The organism is Gallaecimonas zhanjiangensis (assembly GCF_057624825.1).
Window position 1 is genome coordinate 1344315 of record NZ_CM172603.1, and the last position, 24390, is coordinate 1368704.

At 59.8% G+C, this 24390-nt stretch carries 26 protein-coding genes; 13 read left to right on the plus strand and 13 right to left on the minus strand.

The genetic code is table 11. The features are described 5' to 3' along the window. Positions 1–14: 14 nt before the first annotated feature. Positions 15–1094, plus strand: a complete 1080-nt coding sequence (hemH, locus tag AC22G1_RS06290; RefSeq protein ID WP_487316001.1) for a ferrochelatase — start codon at positions 15–17, stop codon at positions 1092–1094. Between the two features lie 125 nt (positions 1095–1219). Beyond that, positions 1220–2524, plus strand: coding sequence for an inosine/guanosine kinase (locus AC22G1_RS06295; RefSeq protein ID WP_487316002.1), 1305 nt, complete (start codon positions 1220–1222; stop codon positions 2522–2524). A gap of 24 nt (positions 2525–2548) precedes the next feature. Here AC22G1_RS06295 and AC22G1_RS06300 read toward each other — a convergent pair whose 3' ends face one another. Beyond that, positions 2549–3136: a hypothetical protein gene (locus tag AC22G1_RS06300; protein WP_487316003.1), complete on the minus strand. Its 588-nt coding sequence runs from the start codon at positions 3134–3136 to the stop codon at positions 2549–2551. Between the two features lie 143 nt (positions 3137–3279). On the opposite strand from AC22G1_RS06300, the gene AC22G1_RS06305 reads away from it, so the two are divergent. Next, a complete protein-coding gene (locus AC22G1_RS06305) occupies positions 3280–4380 on the plus strand; it encodes a 1-acyl-sn-glycerol-3-phosphate acyltransferase (RefSeq protein ID WP_123420909.1) in 1101 nt (366 codons plus the stop codon). On the opposite strand, the gene AC22G1_RS06310 is transcribed toward AC22G1_RS06305, so the two are convergent. The 3 genes from AC22G1_RS06310 to AC22G1_RS06320 all read right to left on the minus strand — a co-directional run bounded on the left by AC22G1_RS06310 (position 4331) and on the right by AC22G1_RS06320 (position 7314). Then, on the minus strand, positions 4331–5173 hold the full coding sequence (locus tag AC22G1_RS06310) for a DUF817 domain-containing protein (protein WP_487316004.1): 843 nt from the start codon (positions 5171–5173) through the stop codon (positions 4331–4333). The genes AC22G1_RS06305 and AC22G1_RS06310 overlap by 50 nt on opposite strands. 9 nt (positions 5174–5182) lie before the next feature. Then, a complete protein-coding gene (locus AC22G1_RS06315; protein WP_487316005.1) occupies positions 5183–6559 on the minus strand; it encodes an ATP-binding protein in 1377 nt (458 codons plus the stop codon). Between the two features lie 77 nt (positions 6560–6636). Continuing rightward, positions 6637–7314 (minus strand): response regulator, encoded by a 678-nt coding sequence (locus tag AC22G1_RS06320; RefSeq protein WP_050657511.1) that lies wholly within the window; start codon positions 7312–7314, stop codon positions 6637–6639. Positions 7315–7446: 132 nt separating this feature from the next. On the opposite strand from AC22G1_RS06320, the gene AC22G1_RS06325 reads away from it, so the two are divergent. Continuing rightward, positions 7447–8142 (plus strand): alpha/beta fold hydrolase, encoded by a 696-nt coding sequence (locus AC22G1_RS06325; protein WP_487316006.1) that lies wholly within the window; start codon positions 7447–7449, stop codon positions 8140–8142. On the opposite strand, the gene AC22G1_RS06330 is transcribed toward AC22G1_RS06325, so the two are convergent. After that, entirely contained in the window at positions 8133–9332 is a 1200-nt protein-coding gene (locus AC22G1_RS06330) for a cytochrome-c peroxidase (RefSeq protein WP_487316007.1), read from the minus strand. The two genes, AC22G1_RS06325 and AC22G1_RS06330, sit on opposite strands and share 10 nt — an antisense overlap. 137 nt (positions 9333–9469) lie before the next feature. Between AC22G1_RS06330 and acpA the strand changes: the two genes are divergently transcribed. Continuing rightward, the gene (acpA, locus tag AC22G1_RS06335) at positions 9470–11020 is read left to right on the plus strand and encodes an acid phosphatase (protein ID WP_487316008.1); all 1551 of its coding nucleotides are present in this window, start codon (positions 9470–9472) and stop codon (positions 11018–11020) included. A gap of 35 nt (positions 11021–11055) precedes the next feature. On the opposite strand, the gene hisIE is transcribed toward acpA, so the two are convergent. The 8 genes from hisIE to hisG are packed head-to-tail and all read right to left on the minus strand — an operon-like array spanning position 11056 to position 17948. Beyond that, positions 11056–11667 carry a bifunctional phosphoribosyl-AMP cyclohydrolase/phosphoribosyl-ATP diphosphatase HisIE gene (gene hisIE, locus AC22G1_RS06340; protein ID WP_487316009.1) on the minus strand — a complete coding sequence of 204 codons (612 nt, stop codon included), beginning with the start codon at positions 11665–11667 and terminating at the stop codon, positions 11056–11058. Then, positions 11664–12431, minus strand: coding sequence for an imidazole glycerol phosphate synthase subunit HisF (hisF, locus tag AC22G1_RS06345; RefSeq protein ID WP_487316010.1), 768 nt, complete (start codon positions 12429–12431; stop codon positions 11664–11666). Before hisF ends, hisIE begins: the two co-directional genes overlap by 4 nt. Beyond that, positions 12413–13147, minus strand: a complete 735-nt coding sequence (locus AC22G1_RS06350; RefSeq protein WP_487316011.1) for a 1-(5-phosphoribosyl)-5-[(5-phosphoribosylamino)methylideneamino]imidazole-4-carboxamide isomerase — start codon at positions 13145–13147, stop codon at positions 12413–12415. Before AC22G1_RS06350 ends, hisF begins: the two co-directional genes overlap by 19 nt. Next, positions 13141–13728 (minus strand): imidazole glycerol phosphate synthase subunit HisH, encoded by a 588-nt coding sequence (gene hisH / locus AC22G1_RS06355; RefSeq protein WP_487316012.1) that lies wholly within the window; start codon positions 13726–13728, stop codon positions 13141–13143. The genes AC22G1_RS06350 and hisH overlap by 7 nt, the downstream gene beginning before the upstream one ends. Next, on the minus strand, positions 13725–14792 hold the full coding sequence (hisB, locus tag AC22G1_RS06360) for a bifunctional histidinol-phosphatase/imidazoleglycerol-phosphate dehydratase HisB (RefSeq protein ID WP_487316013.1): 1068 nt from the start codon (positions 14790–14792) through the stop codon (positions 13725–13727). The genes hisH and hisB overlap by 4 nt, the downstream gene beginning before the upstream one ends. Then, positions 14785–15774 (minus strand): histidinol-phosphate transaminase, encoded by a 990-nt coding sequence (hisC, locus tag AC22G1_RS06365; RefSeq protein WP_487316014.1) that lies wholly within the window; start codon positions 15772–15774, stop codon positions 14785–14787. Before hisC ends, hisB begins: the two co-directional genes overlap by 8 nt. Beyond that, on the minus strand, positions 15771–17033 hold the full coding sequence (gene hisD / locus AC22G1_RS06370; RefSeq protein WP_487316015.1) for a histidinol dehydrogenase: 1263 nt from the start codon (positions 17031–17033) through the stop codon (positions 15771–15773). Before hisD ends, hisC begins: the two co-directional genes overlap by 4 nt. 3 nt (positions 17034–17036) lie before the next feature. Further along, the gene (gene hisG, locus AC22G1_RS06375) at positions 17037–17948 is read right to left on the minus strand and encodes an ATP phosphoribosyltransferase (RefSeq protein WP_487316016.1); all 912 of its coding nucleotides are present in this window, start codon (positions 17946–17948) and stop codon (positions 17037–17039) included. Between the two features lie 371 nt (positions 17949–18319). On the opposite strand from hisG, the gene AC22G1_RS06380 reads away from it, so the two are divergent. Genes AC22G1_RS06380 through AC22G1_RS06415 form a run of 8 tightly spaced genes read left to right on the plus strand, consistent with a single transcriptional unit; the run spans position 18320 to position 24313 of the window. Next, positions 18320–18523 carry a hypothetical protein gene (locus tag AC22G1_RS06380; RefSeq protein ID WP_487316017.1) on the plus strand — a complete coding sequence of 68 codons (204 nt, stop codon included), beginning with the start codon at positions 18320–18322 and terminating at the stop codon, positions 18521–18523. 47 nt (positions 18524–18570) lie between these two features. Then, complete coding sequence (gene yoaA / locus AC22G1_RS06385; protein ID WP_487316018.1) at positions 18571–20472, plus strand: DNA repair helicase YoaA; 1902 nt, start codon at positions 18571–18573, stop codon at positions 20470–20472. Next, positions 20469–21143 (plus strand): tRNA (adenosine(37)-N6)-threonylcarbamoyltransferase complex dimerization subunit type 1 TsaB, encoded by a 675-nt coding sequence (tsaB, locus tag AC22G1_RS06390; RefSeq protein ID WP_487316019.1) that lies wholly within the window; start codon positions 20469–20471, stop codon positions 21141–21143. Before yoaA ends, tsaB begins: the two co-directional genes overlap by 4 nt. An 8-nt stretch (positions 21144–21151) precedes the next feature. Beyond that, the gene (locus AC22G1_RS06395; RefSeq protein WP_487316020.1) at positions 21152–21421 is read left to right on the plus strand and encodes a hypothetical protein; all 270 of its coding nucleotides are present in this window, start codon (positions 21152–21154) and stop codon (positions 21419–21421) included. Further along, positions 21418–22029, plus strand: a complete 612-nt coding sequence (locus AC22G1_RS06400; RefSeq protein WP_487316021.1) for a M50 family metallopeptidase — start codon at positions 21418–21420, stop codon at positions 22027–22029. The genes AC22G1_RS06395 and AC22G1_RS06400 overlap by 4 nt, the downstream gene beginning before the upstream one ends. 3 nt (positions 22030–22032) lie before the next feature. Continuing rightward, positions 22033–22671 (plus strand): Slp family lipoprotein, encoded by a 639-nt coding sequence (locus AC22G1_RS06405; RefSeq protein ID WP_487316022.1) that lies wholly within the window; start codon positions 22033–22035, stop codon positions 22669–22671. A 14-nt stretch (positions 22672–22685) separates the two neighbouring features. Beyond that, positions 22686–23486, plus strand: coding sequence for a class I SAM-dependent methyltransferase (locus AC22G1_RS06410; RefSeq protein ID WP_487316023.1), 801 nt, complete (start codon positions 22686–22688; stop codon positions 23484–23486). Further along, positions 23483–24313 (plus strand): alpha/beta fold hydrolase, encoded by an 831-nt coding sequence (locus AC22G1_RS06415; protein WP_487316024.1) that lies wholly within the window; start codon positions 23483–23485, stop codon positions 24311–24313. Before AC22G1_RS06410 ends, AC22G1_RS06415 begins: the two co-directional genes overlap by 4 nt. Positions 24314–24390: the final 77 nt, after the last annotated feature.

The window sequence follows — 24390 nt, forward strand, 5'->3', positions numbered from 1 at the left end:
GTAGAGGATACGACATGGCCTTTAAGGGCAGCCCCCAGTTCAAGCACGGTCAAAGCCCCAAAGTCGGGGTATTGGTAACCAACCTCGGCACCCCCGACGCGCCCACTCCCAAGGCGCTGCGCCGCTATCTAAAAGAGTTTTTGTCAGACCCGAGGGTGGTGGAAATTCCCAAGCCCATCTGGTGGCTTATCCTCAACGGCGTCATCCTCAACACCCGCCCCAAAAAGTCGGCCCACGCCTACCAAAGCGTCTGGACCGAGCGGGGCTCACCCTTGATGTTTCACACCCAGGACCAAGCCCAGGCGCTGGCGGCGCGCTTTGCAGCAGAACACGGCGACAAGGTCGAAGTGGCCTTTGCCATGCGTTACGGCAACCCCAGCATCAGTGACGGGGTGCAGCAACTGATGGACAAGGGCGTGGACAGGCTGCTGGTACTGCCTCTCTACCCCCAGTACTGCGCCAGCACCAGTGCCTCGACCCTCGATAAGCTCAGCGATGATTTGCGCCAGCGCCGCTGGCTGCCGGAGCTTCGCTTTATCAGCCACTACCACGACTTTGGCCCTTATATCGAAGCCTTGGCCCAAAGCATCGAGCAGCACTGGCAGAGCCATGGCCGCGCCGAGAAGCTGGTGCTCTCCTTTCACGGTATTCCCAAGCGCAACCTGCTGCTGGGCGACCCCTACTTTTGCGAGTGCCACAAGACCTCAAGGCTGCTGCGCGAGCGTTTGGGACTTGAGGAAGACGAGGTGCTTACGACCTTTCAATCGCGCTTTGGCAAGGCCGAATGGCTCAAGCCCTACACCGATGCCACCCTCAAGCAACTGGCCAAAGACGGGGTGAAATCGGTGCAGCTGGCCTGCCCGGGGTTTTCGGCCGACTGCTTGGAAACCATTGAAGAAATCGGCGTGGAAAACCGCGGCTACTTTCTCGATGGGGGCGGCGAGCGCTACGAGTACATCCCGGCGCTAAACGCCAGCGAGCCCCATATCGATGCTCTCTACCAGCTGCTTTGCACCAATATGGGCGACTGGCTGGCCAGGGCGCCAGAGGCGCGCAGTATTGGCGCTGCCCGGGCCGCGGCCCTGGGGGCCTGAGCTTCTGCCCGGCCAAGGCCGGGCAGGCTTTGGGAGCGAAATCGTTTTCTCTAAAACAGTGTTGTGAGTTGGCGGCGCGGTTCTGCTACTATCGCCGCCCTCAAAGGGTCCCTTGAGTAAGGCAGATGAAATTCCCCGGTCAGCGCAAGAGTAAGCACTTTTTTCCGGTTGAAAGCCGCGATCCCCTGATGAGCGAGCTGTCGCTGCTCAACAAACCCATCGCCAGCCATATCTGTGGTATCGACCAGGTACTGGTGGACATCGAGGCCCATGTGCCCGATAGCTTTCTTGAAAAGTACGCGCTGTCCAAGGGCCACTCCATGCTCATCGCCCCGGACAAGGCCGCCGCCATCTACCAGGAACTGACCGAGCAAAACCTGATTGTCTCGGAGTTTGCTGGCGGCACCATCGGCAACACCCTGCACAACTACTCGGTGCTCTCCGACGACCGCTCGGTGCTGTTCGGGGTGATGAACGAAACCATCCGGGTAGGCAGCTCCTCTTACCGGTATCTGTGCAACACCTCGTCGAAGGTGGATCTCAACTACCTGCAACCGGCGGCGGGCTCCATCGGCCAGTGCATTACCCTTATAGCCCCCGACGGCGAGCGCAGCTTTGCCATCAACAAAGGGGTGATGGACTTGCTGGAAGTGAGCCACCTGGACCAAACCCTTATCCAGACCGGCTCGGCGCTGGTGATCTCCGCCTACCTGGTGCGCTGTGAAGACCACGAGCCCATGAAGGCCACCACCTTGCAAGCCGTGGCTTGGGCCAAGGCCGCCGGGGTGCCGGTGGTGCTGACCATGGGCACCAAGTTCATCGTCGAAGATCTCAAAGACTGGTGGCAGGAATTTATCCGCGACAACGTCACCGTCGTGGCCATGAACGAAGACGAAGCCCAGGCCCTGACCGGCGAGGCCGATCCGCTTTTGGCCTGTGAAAAGGTGCTGGAATGGACCGACATGGTGCTGTGCACCGCAGGCCCGGTTGGCCTTTATCTCGCCTCTTATGTCGATGACGAGCAAAAACGCGAAACCACCCGCCAGTTGCTGCCGGGGGCCATTCCCGAGTTCAACCACTTCGAGTTTTCCCGGCCCATGCGCAAGAGCGATTGCGACGTGCCGGTGAAGGTCTACACCCATATCTCCCCCTACATGGGCGGGCCCGATCGTATCAAAAACACCAACGGCGCCGGTGATGGCGCCCTGGCGGCGGTATTGCACGACATGGCGGCCAACGATTATCACCGCCTCAATGTGCCGGGCAGCTCCAAACATGCCGAGCGGTTCTTGGCGTATTCCTCGCTGTCGCAGATCAGCAAATACGCCAACCGGGTCAGCTTCGAGGTGCTGGTGCAGCACTCGCCGCGCCTCTCCCGTGGCCTGCCGGAGCGGGAAGACAGCCTTGAAGAGGTCTACTGGGACCAATAAAAAAGCGCCCTTCGGGGCGCTTTTTTATGAGCCGCTGCTTTGCGGTGGCGCCGCGCGCATCTTCTGGGCGGTGGCGTCCATGGCGCTTGAGTAGACCTTCATGATCTTGTTGATGGCATCGGACCCGCCTGCCAGCACGGCGCCGGTCAGCAGCACATCGACGGCAGTAAAACAGCCGTTGTTGCTGCCAAGGGTGCTCATATCCACCAGGTTACCAAGAATACGCACCCCCACCAGCGCTACAAAAATACCGATAACAAGGCCTATCCACTGGGCCATCTGCCGGGAAGCAGCGCGGTAGCGCATCCGCTGGTGCTGCAAGTCTTCAAGCTGGCTGGCAAGGGCAGGCGCCGCCTCGGGGCTGGCAGTTTTGAGGCTTTCTTGGACCAGTTTTATCTTAAGATCCTGGCGGTCGGCCTCGGTGCTTCGCACCAGTGACAGGGCAATTTCGGTTGCCCTTTCCACCACCATCGACACCAGCACCAGATAGCCAAAGAGGGTGGGCACGGCGCTGACGGCATCGGTTTTAAAAGCCAGGGTTTGCGGGTGGTAGTAGAAGGCGGCGAGGGTCAGCACTATTACCACCGCCAGGCCCATTAATTTCTTATACATCTTTAAGATTCCCTTCTCTTAAATTAGTAAGGTCAGTAGGTTAGCAAAGCCGTGATAGAAGTCTAGCTGTGCCGGTTGCATGGTTTCGGCCGAGTACAAGCCGCGCTAAAATAGCCTCTTACCATGACTTGTTGAAGAATTTAATGAGTAACAACAACGGTGTGGACTCCTTCGAGGATATCCGCCCCTACCACGATGACGAAGTCCAGGCGGTGCTGTACCGGCTGGTACACAACCCCGAATTCATTGCCCTTATCAGCCGTTACGAATTCCCGCGCCTGAGCCGTTGGCTGGGCCCGCTGATGCGGTTGGTGGTCAAAGGCCAGCTGAAAAAGCGCCTTTGCCCCATCAAGGACGTCGCTGCCTTTCAAATTCAAATTCGCGACCTCTTTACCAAGAGCCTTGGCCGCACCACCGATGGGGTCAGCTGGTCCGGGGTGGATGCCCTGGCCAAGGACAAACCCTATCTTTTTGTCTCCAACCACCGCGATATCGCCCTGGACCCGGCCCTGGTCAACTGGGTATGCCACCAAGCGGGGATGCAAACAGCCCGCATCGGTATTGGCGACAACCTGCTGAAAAAGCCCTTTGTCACCGACCTGATGCGCCTTAACAAGAGCTTTATCGTCAAGCGCTCGGCCAAGGGGGTGCGGGAGCTGGCGGCGGCCATGAACGTGCTGTCTTCTTATATCGACCACAGCATCCAAACTGGCCACAGCATCTGGATAGCCCAGCGCGAGGGCCGCGCCAAAGACGGCAACGACCAAACCGATCCGGCGCTGCTGAAGATGTTCTTTTTAAGCCACCGCAAGACGCGCAGTTTTGCCGAAATGGTAGACCGGCTCAACATCGTGCCGGTGGCTATCAGCTACGAGTTTGACCCTTGCGACAAGCTAAAGGCCAAAGAGCTGGCTACCCTGGCCCGCGAAGGCTGCTACAACAAGGGGCCGCTCGAAGATCTCAAGGCCATGGGCCTTGGGTTTACCGGCTTTAAAGGAAGGGTGCATGTGGCCTTTGGCGAGCCTATCAAGGGCGAGGGCATGGACGGCCCCGATACCCTGGCCGCCGCCATCGACGCGCAGATCCACCACAGCTACAAGCTATTCGAGTCCAACCTCTCGGCAGCTGGCGAGGGGGATCTGAGCTGGTTTAACGAACGCACCCGTGAGCTGGACGAAAAGGAAAAGGCCTTTGTTAAGGCCGCCTATGCCCGGCCGGTAGAAAACGCCCGTAAAGCCGGCTAAGTAGCGCCTCTTTTACCTTGGCGGGGGCTTGTGGCCTGTGGATGAGCGAGACCAGCACAAAGCTCAGCATCATCAACAGGTACCAAGCCCCCAGTTTGCCAATACCCACCATCTGCCAGCCGTCTACCTGATTGGGGTAGAGCCAGACCTTGCAATAGGTGGCGATGTTCTCGGCAAACCAGATAAAGAGCGCCACCAACAGCCAGCCCAGCAGCAGCGGCATCCGCCGGTGCTCGGTTTTTACCTTGAAATAGATATCCACCTGCCAGAACAGCGCGGCGACCGCGGCCAGCAGCAGCCAGCGCAGATCCCAAAAATAGTGGTGCCCGAAGAAGTTGAGGTAGGCCAGCAGCGCCAGCAGCAGCGTCCAGCGTCGCCGTGGGTAGTGGCTGAAGCGAAAATCAAACAGCCGCCAGACCCGGGCAATGTAACTGCCCACCGCCGAATACATGAACCCGGCAAAAAGCGGCACATTGCCAAGCTTGAGCACCGCCTGGCCGGGGTAGGCCCAGGCGTTGATGCCGTCCATGGTTTTAAAAAGCTCCATCACCGTGGCCACCAGGTGGAACACCAGGATCACCAGCGCCTCGCGGGGGCTTTCGAGCTTCAGGGCCAGCAGCAACCCCTGGAAGGCAAGGGCGGCCAGGAACAGAAAATCGTAGCGGTGTAATGTGGTGAACGGGTACCAGTACTGGCTGACAAGCATCAGCGCCAGCAGGTAGCCGCCAAAGAGGCAGGCCCAGGCCTGTTTAAGACCGAAGGCCCAGAATTCCAGCAATCCTTGCTTTATCAATGTCTTGGCTCAGTAGTTACCCAGCGGCAGGCTGATGGCAAAACGGGCGCCGCCCAGGCCCTCGGCCCGGCCGACCGTGAGGTAGCCATGGTAGGAGGCGACAATATCCGCCACCACCGCCAGGCCAATGCCTTGGCCGGGATTGCGTGAGTCGGCCCGCCCCCCGCGCTGGAGGATGCTTTCCCGCTTGTCTTCCGGTACGCCGGGGCCGTCGTCATCCACTTCCAGCAGCAGGTGCTGGCGCTGCTTTTTGTCCCCTTCAAAAGCGAGCTTCACATGCACCTGGCATACGCAGAGTCTGAAGGCGTTTTCCAAAAGGTTACCCAGCACTTCCATCAAATCCCCTTCGTCGCCGTCGAAGTAGCAGCCTTCTTCTACTTCCAGCTCCATTTCCACGTCCTTGGCGGCGTAGACCTTGGTCAAGGCCCGGCACAGTTTTTCGGCCATGGGTTTGGGGTCGATGCGGCTTTGGGCAATACCCTGGCGGCCCACCACCGCTCTTTTGAGCTGATAGGTGATGGTGGTGTTCATGCGCTGGGCCTGCTCGATGATGTCGGCCAAGGGATCTTTGGGCACATCGGGCAGCACTTCCAGGCTCTGGGCCGAGGCCTGAATGGCGGCCAGTGGCGTTTTCAGGCTGTGGGCGAGGTCGCCCATGGTGTTCTTGAGCCGCTCGCGAGACTCGCGCTCCCGGTGCAAAAGGGCGTTCAGTGGTCGGGTGATACGGGCAATCTCGGTGGGGTAGTGATGAGAGAGCTGGCCCCTGTCGCCGCTTTTCATCTCCGACAGTTCCCCGGCCAGGAAACGCAGCGGCTTAAAGCCCCAGCGCAAGGTCCAGGTGATCACCAGTAGCATCAAGAACAAGCCGCCGGTCATCCACAGCAGCACGATGGTGGAGAACTGGGAGGCGTCGCGCTGGTAGTCTTTGTCTTGGTACATGGTCATCAAGGTGTAGTCCTTGATGGTGTCGCCCAGGGCCAATTTTACCGATAGCTCGTACACGAAGAAGCCGTCCCCCTCTATCTTCTCGTGATAGAAGCGGCGGTTGAGGTTGTAGAACACCGGGTGGAACTTGAACTCATAGCGGTAGCTTGAGAGCGAGCGCCAGATGAGCTTGCCTTCCTGGTCGAAGATCAGGCCAATGTTGTTGGACAGCGGCTGGTTATAGCTGGGGTTGACCAGCTCATTGGGGAGCCAGCCGGTGCCTTGGGTGTCTTCCAGCAAAGAGATCAGTTCGTTGGCGTCCGAGCCCAGATTTCGCTCAATGGTGCTTTTGGTGGCACTTTGGTAGGACTTGATGATCGCCACTGAAACAAACGCCAGAAAGACCACCATGGAAACTGTGGTGGCCAGAATAACGCGGCCTTTCAGGGAAAGCGGTCGCACTCGGCGGGTACCCCTCGACGGTTAGGTGATGTGCCAGACCGTGGCCCCTCACTGGGCCACGGCCTAGTGTACCGTTTTTACTGGCAGGGGAGGCGGAACATATAGCCCTGGCCACGAATGGTTTCGATGGGCGAGAGGGCGTTGTCCGGGTCCAGCTTCTTACGCAGCCGGCCAATCAGCACTTCTACCACGTTGGAGTCGCGCTCGATGTGGTCGTCATAAAGCTGCTCAACCAGGCGCTGCTTGCTCACCACTTCCTGGTGATGGCGCATCAAAAATTCCAGCAGCTTGTATTCATAAGCGGTCAGGGTCAGCGGCTCTTCGGCGCGGAACGCCTGCTTTTTGGCCAGGTCCAGTTTGAAGGGCTCGGCTTCGATGGTGGGGCTGGCAAAGCCGGCGGCGCGCCGGGACAGCGCCTGCAGGCGAGCAATGAGCTCTTCCATCTGGAAGGGCTTGACCAGGTAGTCGTCGGCGCCGGCATCCAGGCCTTCCACTTTGTCCTGCCAGTTGCCACGGGCGGTCAGAATGATAATGGGGAAGGTTTTGCCTTCTTCACGGAAGGTGCGAATAAGGGTAATGCCGTCCATGCCGGGCAGGCCCAGGTCGATAATGGCCACATCCAGTTCGTATTCTTCGGCAAAAAAACGGGCTTCTTCACCATTGGGGGCGGCGTGTACGCCAAAGCCGCGCTCAGACAATTGCACCTTCAGGTGGTGGCGCAGCAGGTTATCATCCTCAACAACCAAAACTTTCATGGGTATCTCTCCCTCATGTAGTGTTGGAAACAGGTTAGATACGAAGCTGAACGAACACAATCGAGAAACCTGAACGAAGACAGCCGGCATTCAGCTTGACTGCCCGCAAGGCGACGAGACAAGGAGTAGACAATGGGCCGAATTTACCTGCACAGCTCCATGAGCGACTCACGGCAGTGGCGAGCTTTACATAATGATTTTGATGGGGTTTTGCATGATTTTTACGGCTATGGCGAGGCCCCGCCTGCCCCGCCGGGGCCCTTTTCCTTCGCGGTGGAAGCGGCGCGGATCCCCCTGAATACGGCGATGACCCTGATTGGTCATTCTTATGGTGCTGCCGCATCTTTACATTTGGCTTCGTTGCATTCGCAACAAACTAGACTGCTTTGTCTCTACGAGCCGGTGGCCTTTTGGCTGTTACCGGTCGAGAGCGCGGAGCGCCAGGAGGCCGAGACCCTGGCCCGGCGCATGGCCGGTGTTGACGCCGCCACCGCCGCCCGCACCTTCGTGAATTATTGGAGCGGGGCGGGCGCCTTTGAATCCCTGCCGGCCCGCAGCCAGCAAAAACTGGCCAGCCAGGCGCTCAAGGTGATGAAAGACTTCGAAGCCCTGATCGGCGAGCAATCAGACCCTTCTAATATCACAGCGCCGATGCTGCTGATGGTGGGCAAGCACAGCCCGGCGTCGAGCCGCGCCGTGGCCTTTGAACTGGCCCGGCGCCTGCCGCAGGCGGAGCTGGTGGAAGTGGATGCCGGGCACATGGGCCCCATCCAGGCGCCAGACAAGGTGTTGCCGGTAATGGCTGATTTTTTAAGACGTTACGGCTGATAGCCGTCGGTCAGGGTGCCAAGGAAGGCCTCGATATCCTGAATGTCTTGCTCGGTAAGGGCCGGTTGGTCGCCGGGTTTGCCGCCAAAGGGCGGGTCCATGTTGATGTTGCCCCAGTACTTTTTCGGTAGGTCGTTGAATTTTTGCACTTGGCCGTCAGGCCCTTTGGGGTACCAGCGGCCCGGGTTGGTGTCGCGGGTGGCGTAAAATTCGATGGCGTCGTGCAGGGTGGTTATCACCCCGTTATGGAAAAAGTGTTTGCGTAGCGCCACGTTACGAAGGCTCGGGGTCCTGAACAGGCCGCAGTATTGGGGCTTGTCGGCCAAATCCTGGCGGTAGGGGCCGCAAAGGCCCATGTCATAAAAGGCCGGGTTTTGGTTTTCGCTAATGGCGTTATTACGGGGCAGGCCCAGGGCAATCATGCCGTAGTCGCTGAATTTGGGCGGCGAGCCGGAGGCGTCGCGGCTGGAGAAATGGCAGCTGGCGCAGTTGCCTTTATCGGGGGCATTAAAGAGGGCAAAGCCGCGTTTTTCCTCGGCGCTGAACTGGGCCTTGCCTGCTTCTACGGCGTCAAACTTGCTGCTGTAGGGGTAGAACAGCGGGCTGTGCAGGTAGGCGGCCAGGCTGTCGGTGGCGCGGCGCACGATGTCTTCATCGCTGGCCAGCCGGGCCGGTTCAAACAGCGCCTTAAAGGTTGGCCAGTAGGGAGCGGCCTTGATGGCGGCGGCCAGGCTTTGATTGTTGCCGGCGGCCATTTCGTTGGCGGCAAAGAGCGGGATCAGGGCTTGGTCCTTGGCGCGGTCAACCCGGCCATCCCAAGTGAGGCCGCCGGTGGCGCCGTTATCGATGCTGTCGTTGCCGTCGTTTTCAAAAAAATGCTCGGTAAAGGCGGGTATATTCTGGGTGTAGCCAAGGCTGGGTACAGCGCGGTTGCCAAGGCGCTGCAAGGTGGCGCCGCCCGGCATCAGGGCGACAGGAGAGCTAAACGCCAGGGCCGGTTGATGGCAGCTACTGCAACTGATGGCCTTGGAGCCCGAGAGGCTGGGGTCAAAAAACAGCTTTTCTCCCAGAGCCTGCATGGCCAGCACTTGGGCCTTGCGCTCGGCAATGGCTTGGCGCTGCAACGCTTGTAAACTGGGCTCGGCTACCGCCGCGGTGCAGACCAAAACCAGTAACCATCCCCAGCGCATTCATCATACCTCTTTCACATCCGGCTGTTATTCTTGCAGTTTGTCGTATTACATCAACCCTAAGACGCCGCAGCAGGCGACCGCTTCGTCGGTTTTGCGGCACAATAGCACTTTGTGCGTTCAACAGGATGACAGTAATGAAGCCCCTGATGTTTGGTCTGGTGGCCGGTGCCCTGGCGCTGGCAGGCTGTGGCAGCCCCGAGAAAAAACAGGAAGTAACGGCCGCCGATATGGCCAAGATTGATAACGTGGTGGTTATTTTCGGCGAAAACCGCAGCTTCGATAACCTCTATGGTCTTTTCCCTGGTGCCAACGGCATTGCCAATGCCTTGAAACAGGAAGGCTATAAACAGCTGGACCGCACCGGCAAAAGGCCGCTGACTTTCTTGCCCCCGGCTTGGGGCGGCCTGACTGGCCCCGGCGTGACCCCGGTTATTACCGAAGAAATGACCGAGCGCCTGCCTAACGTGCCTTTTCAGATCAACGACAAAGGCGGCTTTGACCTGGGCGTGAACGTGCGTACCCGCGACTTGGTACACCGCTTCTACCAAAACCAGATGCAAATCGACCACGGCCGTAACGACAAATTCGTGGCCTACTCCGACGCTGGCGCCCTGGTGATGGGCTACTACGACGGCTCGCAACTGCCGCTGTGGCAAATCGCCAAAGACTACACCCTGGCCGATAACTTCTTTATGGGCGGTTTTGGTGGCTCCTTCTTTAACCACATTCGCCTGATTTGCGCCTGCTCGCCTTATTATCCCAACGCCAACCACAGCCCGGCCAAGGATAAAATTGCGGTGGTGGAAGACGACGGCGTTACCCTGAAAATTGCCGCCAACAGCCCAGAAAGCGCCATGCAGGGCCCGCCCAAGTTTGTGAATGATGGCGCTCTGACCCCGGATTACTTCGCGGTGAACACCATGCAGCCGGCCTACCAGCCAAGTGGCGTGGCCCCGGCCGCCGGTGGCGACCCGCGCTTTGCTGACCCAAGCGACCCCCACACCCTGCCGCCCCAGACCCAAAAGCACATCGGTGACATGCTCGATAGCAAGCAGGTGAGCTGGGCTTGGTATTCCGGCGCCTGGGACCAAGCCAGCACCGACCGCGATGCCATCTACCACTTCCCCGAGCCCAACTTCCAGGCTCACCACCAGCCCTTTAACTACTTCAAAGACTTAGCGCCCGGCACCGAAGCGCGTAAGGAACACTTGAAGGATGAGAAGGACTTCCTGGCCGCCATCAAGGCCGGCAAGCTGCCAGCGGTGAGTTTTTATAAGCCCCAGGGCAACCTTAACCAGCATTCTGGCTACGCCAACGTGGAAGACGGTGACCGCCATATCGCCGACATCATCCACCAGTTGCAGCAAAGCCCGCAGTGGAAGCACATGCTGGTGGTGGTGACTTACGACGAAAACGGCGGTTATTGGGACCACGTTTCGCCGCCCAAGGGCGACCGCTGGGGCCCGGGTAGCCGTATTCCTGCCATTATCGTTTCGCCCTACGCCAAGCGCGGTTTTGTTGACCACCAGTTCTACGACACCACCTCCATCCTGCGCTTTATCACCAAGCGCTGGGATCTGCCGGTGCTGGAAGGGCTGATGGTGCGAGACCAGGCCCTGAAGGCCAACAATTCGCCGGCCCTGGGGGATCTGACGAACGCCCTGGATTTTTCCAAGGCGCAATAAGCCAATAAAAAACCCCGCCTCGGCGGGGTTTTTTGTCAGTGCCGGCTTTCCAGCACCTTGATCACGTCTTTAAGGCCAAGGCCCCGCACTCGCAAGGTGAGTAGCAGGTGGTACAGCAGATCGGCGCTTTCGTTTAAAAGCGCCTCGTCGCTTTCGGCCACCGCGGCCAGGGCCACTTCCACCCCTTCTTCACCCACCTTTTGGGCCACCTTGTTGATGCCCCTGGCCGCCAGTTTGGCGGTGTAGGAGGACTCAGGGGCGTCTTTAAGGCGCTGGCCCTGGATGGCTTCCAGTTCTGCTAAAAAGGCGAGGTCGGGTTTGGCGCCGCCAAAGCAGCTGTCGGTGCCCAGATGGCAAGTGGGGCCGACGGGCTCTGCCAGCACCAGTATGCTGTCGTTGTCGCAATCGGTATGTACTGACGCCACTTTCAGCACGTTATTGGAGCTCTCTCCTTTAACCCAGAGCCGGTCCTTGGAGCGGCTGTAAAAGGTCACCAAACCCCCTTCCAGGGTTTGCTGGAGGGCGGCAAGGTTCATATAGCCCTGCATGCGAATCTGCCCGGTGGCCACATCCTGCACCAGTGCCGGCAAGAGGCCGTCGCCTTTGGCAAAATCGAGCTCAACGGCGTTATCCAAGGTCACTTTCACGGTCTTACCTCCTGGCCCTCGGCAATCAGCCAGGCTTTTAGGTCGGGAATGGCAATGATGCCTTTGTGGAACACCGAAGCGGCCAGGGCCCCATCGGCGCCAGCGTCAAAGGCGTCTTTAAAGTGGTGCATTTGCCCGGCGCCGCCAGAGGCTATGAGCGGCAGCCGGGTGGCGGCGCGCACGGCGGCCAGTTGCACCAGGTCATAGCCCTTACGCATACCGTCTTGGTTCATCATGTTCAGCACGATTTCGCCGGCGCCGCGCTCTTCCACTTCCCGCACCCAGTCGAGGGTGGAGCGGCCCGAGGTGCGGGCCTTGTCTTCGCGGCCGGTGTATTGCCAAACCTGCAACTCGCCGCCCTCTGTCACATAAGAGTCGATACCCACCACCACACACTGGCGGCCAAACTCTTTGCTGAGCTGGTTGATAAAGTCTGGGTTTTCAAGGGCTGGGCTATTGACCGAAATTTTATCGGCGCCAAAGGCCAGCAGGGTACGGGCATCTTCAACGCTACGAATGCCGCCGGCCACACAAAAGGGAATATCCAGCACCTCGGCCACCGCCGACACCCAGGATTTGTCCACCACCCTGCTGTCTGAGCTGGCGGTAATGTCGTAGAACACCAGTTCGTCGGCGCCGGTGTCGCTGTAGCGCTGGGCCAGTTCGACGATGTCGCCCACCACTTCGTGGTTTTTAAATTGCACGCCTTTCACGACCACGCCATCGCGCACGTCAAGGCAGGGAATTATGCGTTTTGCCAGCATGCGCTTGCCTCCTCCAGGGTGAATTTACCGTCTAAAAGGCTCTTGCCGAGGATAACCCCCTGCACGCCGGCGGCTTTAAGCTTGGGCAGCTCGTCAAGGCTGGCTACGCCGCCGGAGGCTTGCAGGGCAATGCCCGGGTAGCGGCGGGTGATGTCGCCATAGAGGCCAGCGTTGGCGCCGGTGAGGGTGCCGTCGCGGTCGATGTCGGTAATAAGAAAATGCTTGGCGCCGTTTTCCATGAAAAAGGCCAGCAGGCTGTCGAGGTTTTGCGTCGCCTTTTCCAGCCAGCCGTGGCTGGCGGGGAACCAATCGCTGCCGTCAAAGCGCACATCAAGGGCAAGCACCAGCTTTTCAGGGCCCAGGGCATCAAGCCAACCGGCCACCAGGCTTGGGTTTTTGATGGCAAGGCTGCCCACCACCACCCGGTTGGCACCTAGGGCGAGAAGCTGCTGCACGTCTTCAAAGCAGCGCACCCCGCCACCCACTTGCAGCGGTAGGGGGGACTGGAGAATCACATCGCGCAAAGCGCTCCACTGGCGCTCGGCGGCGTCGCGGGCGCCGGATAAATCCACCAAGTGAAAATACTGGGCGCCGGCCTTGGCGTAGGCGGCAAAGCGCTCGGCCGGATCGGCACCATAGCGGGTTACCTGGCCGTAATCGCCTTTGAAGAGGCGCACCACCTGGCCGTCGAGAATATCCAGGGCCGGGATCAGCATGGCTCTTTCTCCAAAAAGTTTTTCAGCATCAGGGCGCCGCTCTTGCCGGAGCGCTCCGGATGAAACTGGGCGCCGATAACGTTGTTCTGGGCGATGACCGCCGAGAAGGGCTCGCCGTGCTGGCTTTGGGCCAGGGTGTAGGGCCCGACCGGGGCGATGAAACTGTGCACAAAGTAGAACCAGTCGTTCTGGTCGATGCCGTCAAAAATGGGGTTGGGCTTAATGTCGGTCAGCTGGTTCCAACCCATGTGCGGCAGGCGCGGGGCGTTAAGTTCCCGCACCTCGGTATCGATGAGCCCAAGGCATGGCACGTCGGACTCGCTGCTATAGCGGGTCAACAGCTGCATACCCAGGCAAATGCCCATCACCGGCTGGGTGAGCTCTTGCAAAGTGGCGGTTAAATCTCGCGCTTCGATGTTATTCATGGCGGCGCCAGCGGTGCCGACCCCTGGCAAAAATACCCGGCGGGCGCTTTTGATGGTGGCCAGGTCTTTGGTAACCACCGGCTCCTTGCCCAGGCGTTTGACGGCGTTAAACAAGGAGCGCAGGTTGGCGCAGCCGGTATCGAGAATAACGATCACAAGGCCCCCTTGGAGCTGGGCAGCTCGCTGCCGGCAGTTTTGCTGACGGCCTGGCGCAGGGCGCGGGCGAAGGCTTTAAAGAGCCCTTCTACCTGGTGGTGGGCGTTACCTTCGGTTGAGCTCAGGTGCAGGGTGATGCCGGCGGCGTCGCTCAAGCTTCTGAAAAAGTGCGGCACCATCTCGGTGGCCAGTTCGCCCACGTTGTCGCGGCTAAAGTCCACATCCACCTTGCAATAAGGGCGGCCGGAAAGGTCCAGCACCGCTTCGCAGCGGCATTCGTCCATGGGCAGCACAAAGCCGTAGCGGCCTATGCCTTGCTTATTGCCAAGGGCCTTTTTCAGCGCTTCACCAAGGGCCAGAGCGCAGTCTTCGATGCTGTGGTGATCGTCGATGTGCAAATCACCTTCGCAGTTAAGGGCCAGGGTAAAGCCGCCGTGCACGGCGATTTGTTCGAGCATGTGGTCAAAAAAGCCGATGCCGGTGTGAATGTTGGCCTTGGGGCCACCGTCGAGGTCCACCTCCACCTTGATGTTGGTCTCGCGGGTGGTGCGGGTCACTTGCGCCTGGCGCGGCTGCTCGGTCAGTGCTTTGGCAATTTTTGCCCAGCCGAGGGTCTTGGGGTTGTACTGGAAGGCTTTGACGCCCATGGCTTCGGCCAAGGTCACATCGGTGGCGCGGTCGCCGATGACGGCGCTTTTGGTAAAGTCGACCCGGCCTTCGGTGAGGTAATGGCGCACCAGACCCAGTTTGGGTTTACGGCAGCCGCAGTTGTCGGCGTCAAAGTGCGGGCAGATCAGCACTTCGCTGAATTTTACCCCTTGGCTTTCGAGAATTTGCATCATCAGGTCGTGAGGGCCCTGGAAGGTCTCGGTGGGGTAGCTGCTGGTGCCGAGGCCATCTTGGTTGGAGACTATCACCAGCTCAAAACCGGCGCTTTGCAGTTTGAGGAGCGCCGGAATGACGCCGGGCTCGAAGGCCAGTTTTTCAAAGCTGTCGATTTGAAAGTCTTCGGGCTCGGTGATGATGGTGCCATCACGGTCGATAAAAAGAATGGGCTTAGCCATGGATGGCCTCCTGTACCTTGGCCATTTCCTCGGCCGAACCGATGGAGATGCGGGTTTTGCCGCTCAGCCGCCGGGCTAAAACGCCGCCGGCCAGCAGCTTGTCAAAAAGCGCCTCGTCGTCCACCAAGATAAAGTTGGCCGATGACGGAATGATGCGATAGCCCTTGGCCTCGAGGTTGTTGACCAGGGTGGCGCGCAGGGCGTTCACTTCCCGCACCCTATCACGCATCAGGCCAAGGCCTTCTTCGGTCATGGCCTGGCGGGCAATGGCCGCCACCGGCGTGGGGATGGGGTAGGGGGCTAGCACTTTGGCCAAGAGGCTAATCACCTCTTCATTGGCCAGCACCATGCCTAAGCGCAGGCCAGCCATGCCAAAAGCCTTGGAGAAGGTGCGCAGCACCACCAGGTTGGGGTAGTCGTTGATCCAACTGGCAACGCTCTGCGCCTCGGCAAATTCGATGTAGGCCTCGTCCACCACCACCAGGGCGCTGCCGGCAGCCCGTTCAAGCAGGGCTTTGAGGTCGCTAGCGGCCATCATCTCGCCGGTGGGGTTGTTGGGCCGGCACACAAACACCAGCTTGGCGTCGCTCAAATCCGCTTCTTGCAACGACACCGTGGTTTTTACCGCCACCGCGCAGGTTTCGGCGGTGATGGCGTACATGCCGTAGGTGGGCGGCTGGATGAGGATGGCGTCGAGCTCTGGCTCACAAAAGGTGCGAATAAGCACTTCGATGCCTTCGTCGGCGCCACGGGTAGCCAGCAGTTGGCCCGGTTTTAAGCTGCAATAACGGGCGTAATCGGCCACCAGTTCGGTGGGCTGGGCGCCGGGGTAGCGGTTGATGGCGCCGTCAAAAGCGGCGTTAACCAGGCCACCGGCCTCGTTGGCGTTAACAAACACCTGGGCCTGGCCGCCGATGCGGCGGGCCGACTGATAGGGCACCAGCTCGCGGATATTGGGGCGGGCTAAATCAAAAACGCTCATGCCTTGTTCTCCAGGCGGACTGTGACCGCCAGTCTGTGGGCATCCAGGCCCTCGGCGTCGGCCAGGGCAATCAAGGTGGGGGCCAGGGCTTCAAGTCCGGCTTGGGTAAGGGTTTGCACCGTGTAGCGGCGCATAAAGTCCAACAGGCCCAAGCTCGAATAACTTTTGGCCAGGCCATAAGTGGGCAGCACGTGGTTGGTGCCGGAGGCGTAATCGCCGGCGGACTCAGGGCTGTAGGCGCCGACAAAAATAGAACCGGCGTTTTTCAGCCTTCCCAGCAGCTGCTGGGCGTTGTCGAGCTGCAAAATCAAGTGCTCGGGGGCGTAGCTGTTAGCAATGGCCACCAGTTCAGCCTCGGTTTTCACCACCAGGGTGCGGCTGTTATCCAGGGCTTTGAGGGTAATGGCCTGGCGCGACAAGGTGGCGGTGAGTTCGGCCAACGCCTGGTTCACCCCTTGGGCCAGGGCCTGACTGGTGGTCACCAACACCACTTGCGAGTCGGGGCCGTGCTCGGCCTGGCTCAATAAGTCGGCCGCCACAAAGCGCGGGTTGGCATTGGCATCGGCCAGCACCATTACCTCCGAAGGGCCAGCGGGCATGTCAATGGCGATGCCGTCCAGGGCCACTTGGCGCTTGGCTTCGGTGACATAAGCGTTGCCTGGGCCGAAGATCTTCACCACCGGCTTGTCGCCATAAGCCATAGCGGCAATGGCCTGGGCGCCGCCCAGGGCCAGTACCTGGGGAATGCCGGCCAGGGCGGCGGCGGCCAGGATCACGTCCGGCACCGGGCCCGGGGTGGCCAGGATAATGTCTTCTACCCCGGCGATACGAGCCGGTATGGCCTGCATCAGCACCGAAGAGGGCAGCGGCGCCGAGCCGCCGGGCACATAGATACCTATACGCTCCAAGGCCTGCCAGCGCTGCTCGCAAAGAATGCCGGGTTGGGTTTCCACGGCCAGCGTCTGGGGGCGCTGGGCCTCGTGAAAACGGCTGATGTTGGCTACCGCTTGCTCCATGGCGGCGCGAAGCTCGGGCTTGATGCTGGCCAGCGCATCCTTGGTGGCCACCCAACGCGAGCCGTCGTAGTTATCCAGGGTGCCGGCGTAGCGGCTAAGGGCTGCATCGCCCTCTGCGCGCACCGCCACCAGGATATCGCTGACGATACCGCGAATGGCGGCGCTGTCTTTCTGGGCCGGGCGGGTCAGCAGGTTTTGCTGCTCTTTGGCGCCAAGGGCGGCCCAATCGATGATGGTCAGCATGGCTTACTCCAGCATTTTCTCAATGGGCAGCACCAGGATGCTGGAGGCGCCCAGTGCCTTGAGGGCTTCCATGGTTTCCCAGAACAGGGTTTCGCTGGCCACGGCGTGCAGAGCCACTTTTACCTCTTCACCCTCTTGGCCGGCGAGGGGCAGGATGGTGGGGTTTTCGGCGCCAGGTAGCAATTTGACGATTTCGCCGAGCTTGCTTTTGGGGGCGTGCAGCATGATGTACTTGCTTTCGCGGGCGCTCAGCACCCCTTGCAGGCGAGTCATCAGGGTGTCGATAAGCTGCTGCTTGGCCGGCTCAAAGGCCTGCTCGCGGGCAATCAAGGTGGCCTGGGAGCGGTAGATGACTTCCACTTCCTTAAGGCCGTTGGCCTCCAGGGTGGCGCCGGTGGATACCAGGTCGCAGATGGCGTCGGCAAGGCCGGCGCGGGGCGCCACTTCCACCGAGCCGTTCAGTTGGCAGTTTTTGAAGCTGGCGCCTTTGGCGGCGAGATAACGGCCCAGCAGGCGCGGGTAGGAGGTGGCGATGATTTTGCCGTCAAGAGCCTGGGCGCTGGCAAATTCCTCGTCCTCCGGGATGGCCAGCGACAAACGGCATTTGCCAAAGCCCAGGGCCTTGAGCTCGCGGTAGCGGGCTGGCATGGCGTCGGCCTGGCGCTCCAGCTCCACTTCTTCCAGCACGTTTTGGCCGACGATGCCCAGGTCGATGATGCCGTCCATCACCAGGGCCGGGATGTCGTCGTCACGGACCCGCAGGATGTCGATGGGCAGGTTCTCGGCGTGGGCAATAAGGCGGTTGTCGCGCATCACGAATTTAACGCCCAGCTGGGACAGCAACTTTTCGCTGTCGCGGCTTAAGCGGCCGGATTTTTGGATGGCGATGCGTAAGCGTGTTTTGTCGGTGGTCATGATGTTGGTCCTAAGTAAGTAAAAACCCCGGCTAGGTGTCCTGCCGGGGTTTTTGTCTGGTACTTATGACCTTTGACATCCGCCGGAAGGACCATAGCCTTCCAGTCGAATATCCTCCTGAAGGCTACTCGGTGGCGTGATGATGGTGCACGTTGTTCAGGAGGAAAGTGTTCATATGCGTAAATATGCGCTCAAAAAGTCAGTGCATTCACCATACCCGACCCGCCAATGGATTGACAACCCCTAAAGAGCATGAAATTTTGGTCGATAAATAAGCAGAGGTGATAACGATGATAAGTCTAGATCCGTTTTTGCCCTTTCTGCCCAAGCCAAACCCGGAGCCCACGCAACCGGAGCGCAAGGTTCAGGAGGTGCAAAAGACGCAACCTACCAGTAAAACCGAAGCGCATCCCGATGCCGTTGCCGAAACCGAAGACCGGCAAAACAAGCGCCGTGAGCAACAAGACCGGCGCCGCCGCAAACGCAAAGGCCAGGCTATGCATTATTACGATCGCCGCGGTATTGACCTCAAAGACGAAGACAACAGCGCGCCGGATGTCGATCTTTTTGCCTGAACGGCAGCGTGGTAAGCTCCCCAGCCTGTTTAGCTGGCCGTGCCCCGATGACTCTCGACGAACTTTTCTCCCCCCAAGGCCCCCTGGCCAAAGCCATTGACGGCTTCAAGCCCCGCGCGCCGCAGCTGGATATGGCGCACCTGGTGGAAGAGGCCATCGCCAACCGCAGCACCGTGGTGGTGGAAGCCGGCACTGGCACCGGCAAGACCTTTGCCTATCTGGTGCCTGCCTTAAAGGCCGGCAAGAAAATCGTCATTTCAACCGGTACCAAGGCCCTGCAAGAGCAGCTCTTTTTAAAAGACTTGCCCCGTATCCGCGACGCCCTGGGCACGGCGCCAGCGCTGTCTCTGCTAAAGGGCCGCGCCAACTATTTATGCCTGGCGAGGCTCAAGGCCCGGGAAGCCGACACCAATCTTTTGGACCCAGCGCTGCTGGCCGAATTTACCCAAGTCACCCGCTGGGCGCCGCGCACCGAAAGCGGCGACATTGCCGAGCTGCCGCTCCCTGAAGATGCCGGGGTCTTTCCTCATGTCACTTCCACGGCAGAGAACTGCCTGGGCCGCGATTGCCCGCATTTTGAAGATTGCTACCTAGTCAAGGCCCGCAAAAAGGCCATGGATGCCGACCTAGTGGTGATTAACCATCACCTCTTTTTTGCCGACATGGCCATTCGCGACACCGGCTTTGGCGAGCTGATTCCCAAGGCCGATGCGGTTATCTTTGACGAGGCCCACCAGCTGCCCGATATCGCCTGCCAGTATTTCGGCGAGTCGGTCTCTACCCGGCAAATCCAGGATCTGTGTAAAGACGTGGAAGTGTGCGTGCGCACCGAGCTCAAAGATCAGCGCCAACTGGCCCTGGCTGCCGAGCGCCTGGCCACCACCACCATGGACATGCGCCTGGGCCTGGGGGATGAGCCGCAAAAAGGCAACCTGCGGCAAATCGAAAAAGGCCTGCAGCCGGTGCTGGCCAAGGTCAATAACGATCTCGATTTTGTGGTGGAGGTGCTAAAAAGCAACCTGGGCCGCAGCGAAAGCGCCGACAATCTCTACGAGCGGCTGGCGGTGATTAAAAACCGCCTGGCCCGGGTGCTGGACACCGGCAAGCTTGGTTTCAGCTACTGGTTTGAAACCACCCGCCGCCACCTGTCGCTTAACCTGACCCCCTTGTCGGTGGCGGATAAGTTCGCTGCCCTGGTGGACGACCACCCCTCGGCCTGGATCTTTACCTCTGCCACCTTGGCGGTGGACGACGCCTTTGGCCACTTCAGCAGCCTGCTTGGTCTAAAGCCCAGTAAAACCCTTATTCTCGATAGCCCCTTTGACTACCCTCAGCAAGGTCTTTGGGTGGTGCCGCGGGACATGCCCGAGCCCAATATGCAGCGCTCGGCCGAGCAGCTGCTGGCGCCTTTACTGCCGCTTATTCAAAAGGTCGGGGGCCGCACCTTTGTGCTCTTTACCTCCCACCGCATGCTGGGCCAGGCCGCCCGCTGGCTGGAGGATAAACTGGATTTTCCGCTCTTTGTGCAGGGCACCGCGCCCAAGCGCACCTTGCTGGAGCAGTTTGTCGAGGCCGGTAACGGCGTGCTGCTGGGCACCGGCAGCTTTTGGGAAGGGGTGGACGTGCGGGGCGAGGCGCTGTCCTGTGTTATCATCGACAAACTGCCCTTCGGTCACCCGGACGACCCTTTGCTGCAAGCCCGCAGCGAAGATTGCCGCCTCAAAGGCGAAGACCCTTTTGCCACCCTGCAATTGCCTCAGGCCGTTATTGCCCTGAAGCAGGGGGCGGGGCGCCTTATCCGCGACTCTGATGACCGAGGGGTCCTGGTAATTTGCGATAACCGCCTGGTAAACCGGCCTTATGGCCAGACCTTTGTCAAAAGTCTGCCGCCATTCAAGCGCACCCGGGATTTGAACCAGGCCCTGGCGTTTTTCTCGGAGACACAATGACCGTATTGCTTGCCCTGGATACGGCAACCGAAGCCTGCAGCGCCGCGCTGCTAAAAGGCGATGAGGTGCTGGGCCGTTTTGAAGTCTGCCCACAGCAGCATACCCAGAAGATTTTGCCGATGATCGACAGCCTGCTGGCACAAGCTGGCATTGGCCTAAAAGACATCGACGCCCTCGTGGTGGGCCGTGGCCCCGGCAGCTTTACCGGGGTGCGCATTGGTATCGGCATAGTGCAGGGGCTGGCGTTTTCGGCCGGCAAGCCGGTGGTGACTGTTTCCAACCTGGCAGCCATGGCCCAGCAGGCTCTCATGCAGAGCGGCCAGCAAAAGGTGCTGGCGGCCATTGATGCCCGCATGGGCGAAGTCTATGTGGGGGCTTTCGAGGCCAAAGACGGCCTGATGCAACTGGTGGGCGAAGAAGCGGTGCTGGCGCCCCAAGAGGTAACCAGCCCCTGGCCGGCGCTGGCGGTCGGCACCGGTTTTGGCGCCTACCCGGAGCTGGTTGCCACCTTGGGGCTTGATGCGAGCGATATCACACTTCCCGATGCCCGCTTTATGTTGCCCCTGGCACAGGCCGCCTATAATGAAGGTCGCTACGCCGATGCACTCAATGTTGAGCCCGTGTATCTTCGTGATAAAGTAACCTGGAAAAAACTGCCCGGTCGGGAATAGAGCCTTAAATGCGCATTCAATCCAACCCCTATCAGCCCAGTACGCAGCCACCGGTCTCGGTACCGGCGGCCACGCCGTCGTCTTCCGACGCGGCAACGGCCAGTACTGATCTGGTGCGCTACAGCGCCAAAGGGGTGGCGGCGGCGCAGGATTATCAGGTTCAGTACGACCAACCCTCCAGCCGCAACCGCAAGGCCGTGGCCGAATATCAATCCCTCGATCGCCAGGCCCGCAAGGAAGAAGCCTCTTCCCTGCTAGGGGTGGATCTCTACGTTTGAAGCGCCTGCTACTGGCCCTGCTGGCAGCAGTTCTGCTGCAATTTATACCTATCCTCAATCTGCCATTTCTCTGGTTTACCGCTTTTTTTCATGAGCTTGGCCATGCCTTGGTGACGCTTGCCACCGGCGGTAGCGTCAGGCAATTGGTGCTGGCCGCCAATGGCGCAGGCCACACCTTGAGCGGCGGCGGCTGGCCGGTGCTTATCGGTTTGAGTGGTTACCCGGCGGCAAGCCTTGCCGGGGTGCTGCTGTGGCAAGGGGCGAGGGCAGGGCAGGCCTGGCGCTGGCTCAGCCCATTGTTGCTGGTTACGATACTGAGCGTTTTGGTTTTCTGGGTCAGGGATCTGCTGAGTGGGGTATTGCTGGCGGTTTTTGTTGCCGGTTTTGCCGCGCTCTGGCGTCTGGGCGCCAAAGGGCGCTGGCTGTGGGCGTTGCTAGCGGCCACCTTGCTGGTTAATGCCTTGTTATCCCCTTTGCAACTACTCTTGGGCACAGGTGGTGACGGCCACCTTCTCTACCAATTAACGGCAATACCTGCCACTATCTTCGTGATTTTTTGGGTTTTCATCGGTCTATCTACTGTAGTGTGGGTAGTAACTAGGAGGTAAACCATGTGGCGTAATCTGAGCCTGGCTATGGTTGTGCTGCTGGCGGGATGTGCCAGCATGCCCGACGAGCTCAAAGTGCCGGAAGGCACCAACCTCGCCGCTTATAACCTGGCCCGTGAAGGGCAGGAAGTAGGCAAAACCGCCCGTTGGGGTGGGGTGGTGACGGGGGTGACCAATCTTAAGGACAAAACCCGTATCGAGGTGATGTTCACCTCACTGACCAACAGCGGCCGGCCAAGCCTTGATAACCCCAGCCCTGGCCGTTTTTATGCCTATGTTGACGGCTTTGTCGATCCGGTATCCATTCCCAAGGGCTATCGCATCGCCCTGATTGGGACTGTCGGTCAAGCCCAGAAGGGCCAGGTAGGGGATTTTTCCTATACCTACCCGGTGCTGAACGTCAGTAACTTCAAACTCTGGGCACCGCAGCAGCAGGTGGATTATTACCCTGATCGTTGGGGTCCTTACTGGGGCTCTCCCTTCGGCTACGGCTATGGCTACTGGGGCGACCCCTTCTTCTATCACCCTTACTATTACGGGCCGCAGCGGGCAAGGGTTACCGGGCCCAAGGTACCCAAGCCGGATTACACACCCAAGCCGTTGCCACGGGGCAATAGCGACCATCCAGGGAAGCAAAAATGACAAGGACACTTTGCATGTCAGTACTCGGGGCCGTTATGGCCCTGAGTTTTAACGCCAGCGCCATCACCCTCGACGAAGCGGTGCACAACAGCGCCCGCCCCGAGGCCCAGGTGGCAAGGGACCAATACCGCCATCCGGCCGAGACCTTGGCCTTTATGGGCATCAAGCCCACCATGACGGTGGTGGAGCTGTGGCCCGGCGCCAGCGGCTGGTACAGCGCCATTTTGGCCCCTTACCTCAAAGATCAGGGGCATTTTATTGCCGCCAGTTTCTCCACCCAACCCGGCCCCAATGGCGAAGAAGGCTATTACGTTCGGGCCGGCAAGGCCTACCAGGCCCTGTTGGCGCAAAACAAGGCCAACTGGGGCAATGTTTCCCTGGCCGTGCTGGCGCCGCCCGACGAGGTGCAACTGGCAGCCCCCGGCTCTGCCGACATGGTGCTGACCTTCCGTAACCTCCATAACTGGCATAAAAGTGGCCAGCTGGACACCGTATTCAGCGCCGCCTATAGCGCTCTTAAACCGGGGGGTACCTTCGGGGTGGTAGAACACCGCGCCAAAGCCGGTACCAGCGAGGCCGAGATGGCGAGCTCAGGCTACATGGCCACCGATTACGTGATTGAGCATGCCAAAAAGGCCGGCTTTGTGCTCGATGCCAGCAGTGAAATCAACGCCAACCCCAAAGACACCAAGGATTATCCGGCCGGTGTCTGGACCTTGCCGCCAACCTTGAGCCTTAAAGATCAGGGCAGGGCCAAATACCTGGCCATTGGCGAAAGCGACCGCATGACCCTGCGCTTTAAAAAGCCGCAATGACCGAGCGCCAATTCGTATTGGCCGACCTCACACTGGCCGCCCAGTGCTGGGGCCAGGGTGAACCGGTGCTGGCCTTGCACGGCTGGATGGACAACTCGGGCAGCTTCGAGGCCCTGGCCCAGCACTGGCAGCATGGCGAGCTTATCGCCCTCGATTTGCCCGGCCACGGCCACTCCGAGCATCGCCAGGGCCCTTATTACTTTGTCGATTACCTCCTCGAGGTCTACCAGGTGGTGGAGCAGCTCGGCTGCGCCGTCCATCTGCTGGGGCATTCCATGGGGGGCATGCTGTGCAGCGCCTTTGCCGGATTGTTCCCGGACAAGGTCAAAACCTTGCAGCTTATCGACGGCCTGTTGCCCATTTCCAATCCCCCAGAGCATGCCGCGCAAACCTTGCGGGCCGCGATTTTGTCGCGTCTCAAGCATGGGCGCCGCCCCGGCCGGGTGTATCCGTCACTGCGGGAAATGGCACAAGTGCGCAGCCACAATGGGGATTTCAGCCCCCAGCAAGCCATGGCACTGGTCAGACGGGCCAGCATTATGCGTGAGGATGGCTATCATTGGCGTACCGATCCCAGGCTCAAGACAACCTCGCCGCTGCGTTTGACACCGTTGCAGGTGCAAAGCCTGGTCGCTGGTATTGCCTGCCCCGTTGCCGTGTACCTTGGGACCGACGGGCTCTATGCCAAAGACGAGGAGCGGCGCCAGCGGGAATTGACACTGCTCGGTGGAGTCGAGCCGGTATGGTTGGAAGGGGGGCACCACTGCCATTTGCAGCAGCCAGAAGCATTGGCCAGGCATTTAACCAAGATGTTAACGTTGACGTGAACTGGCTAAAGTTTGTGTCGCCATCTTGAGTAACCCCTTGCACTATGGGATGATCCGGAAAAATTCGAGTAAAAACT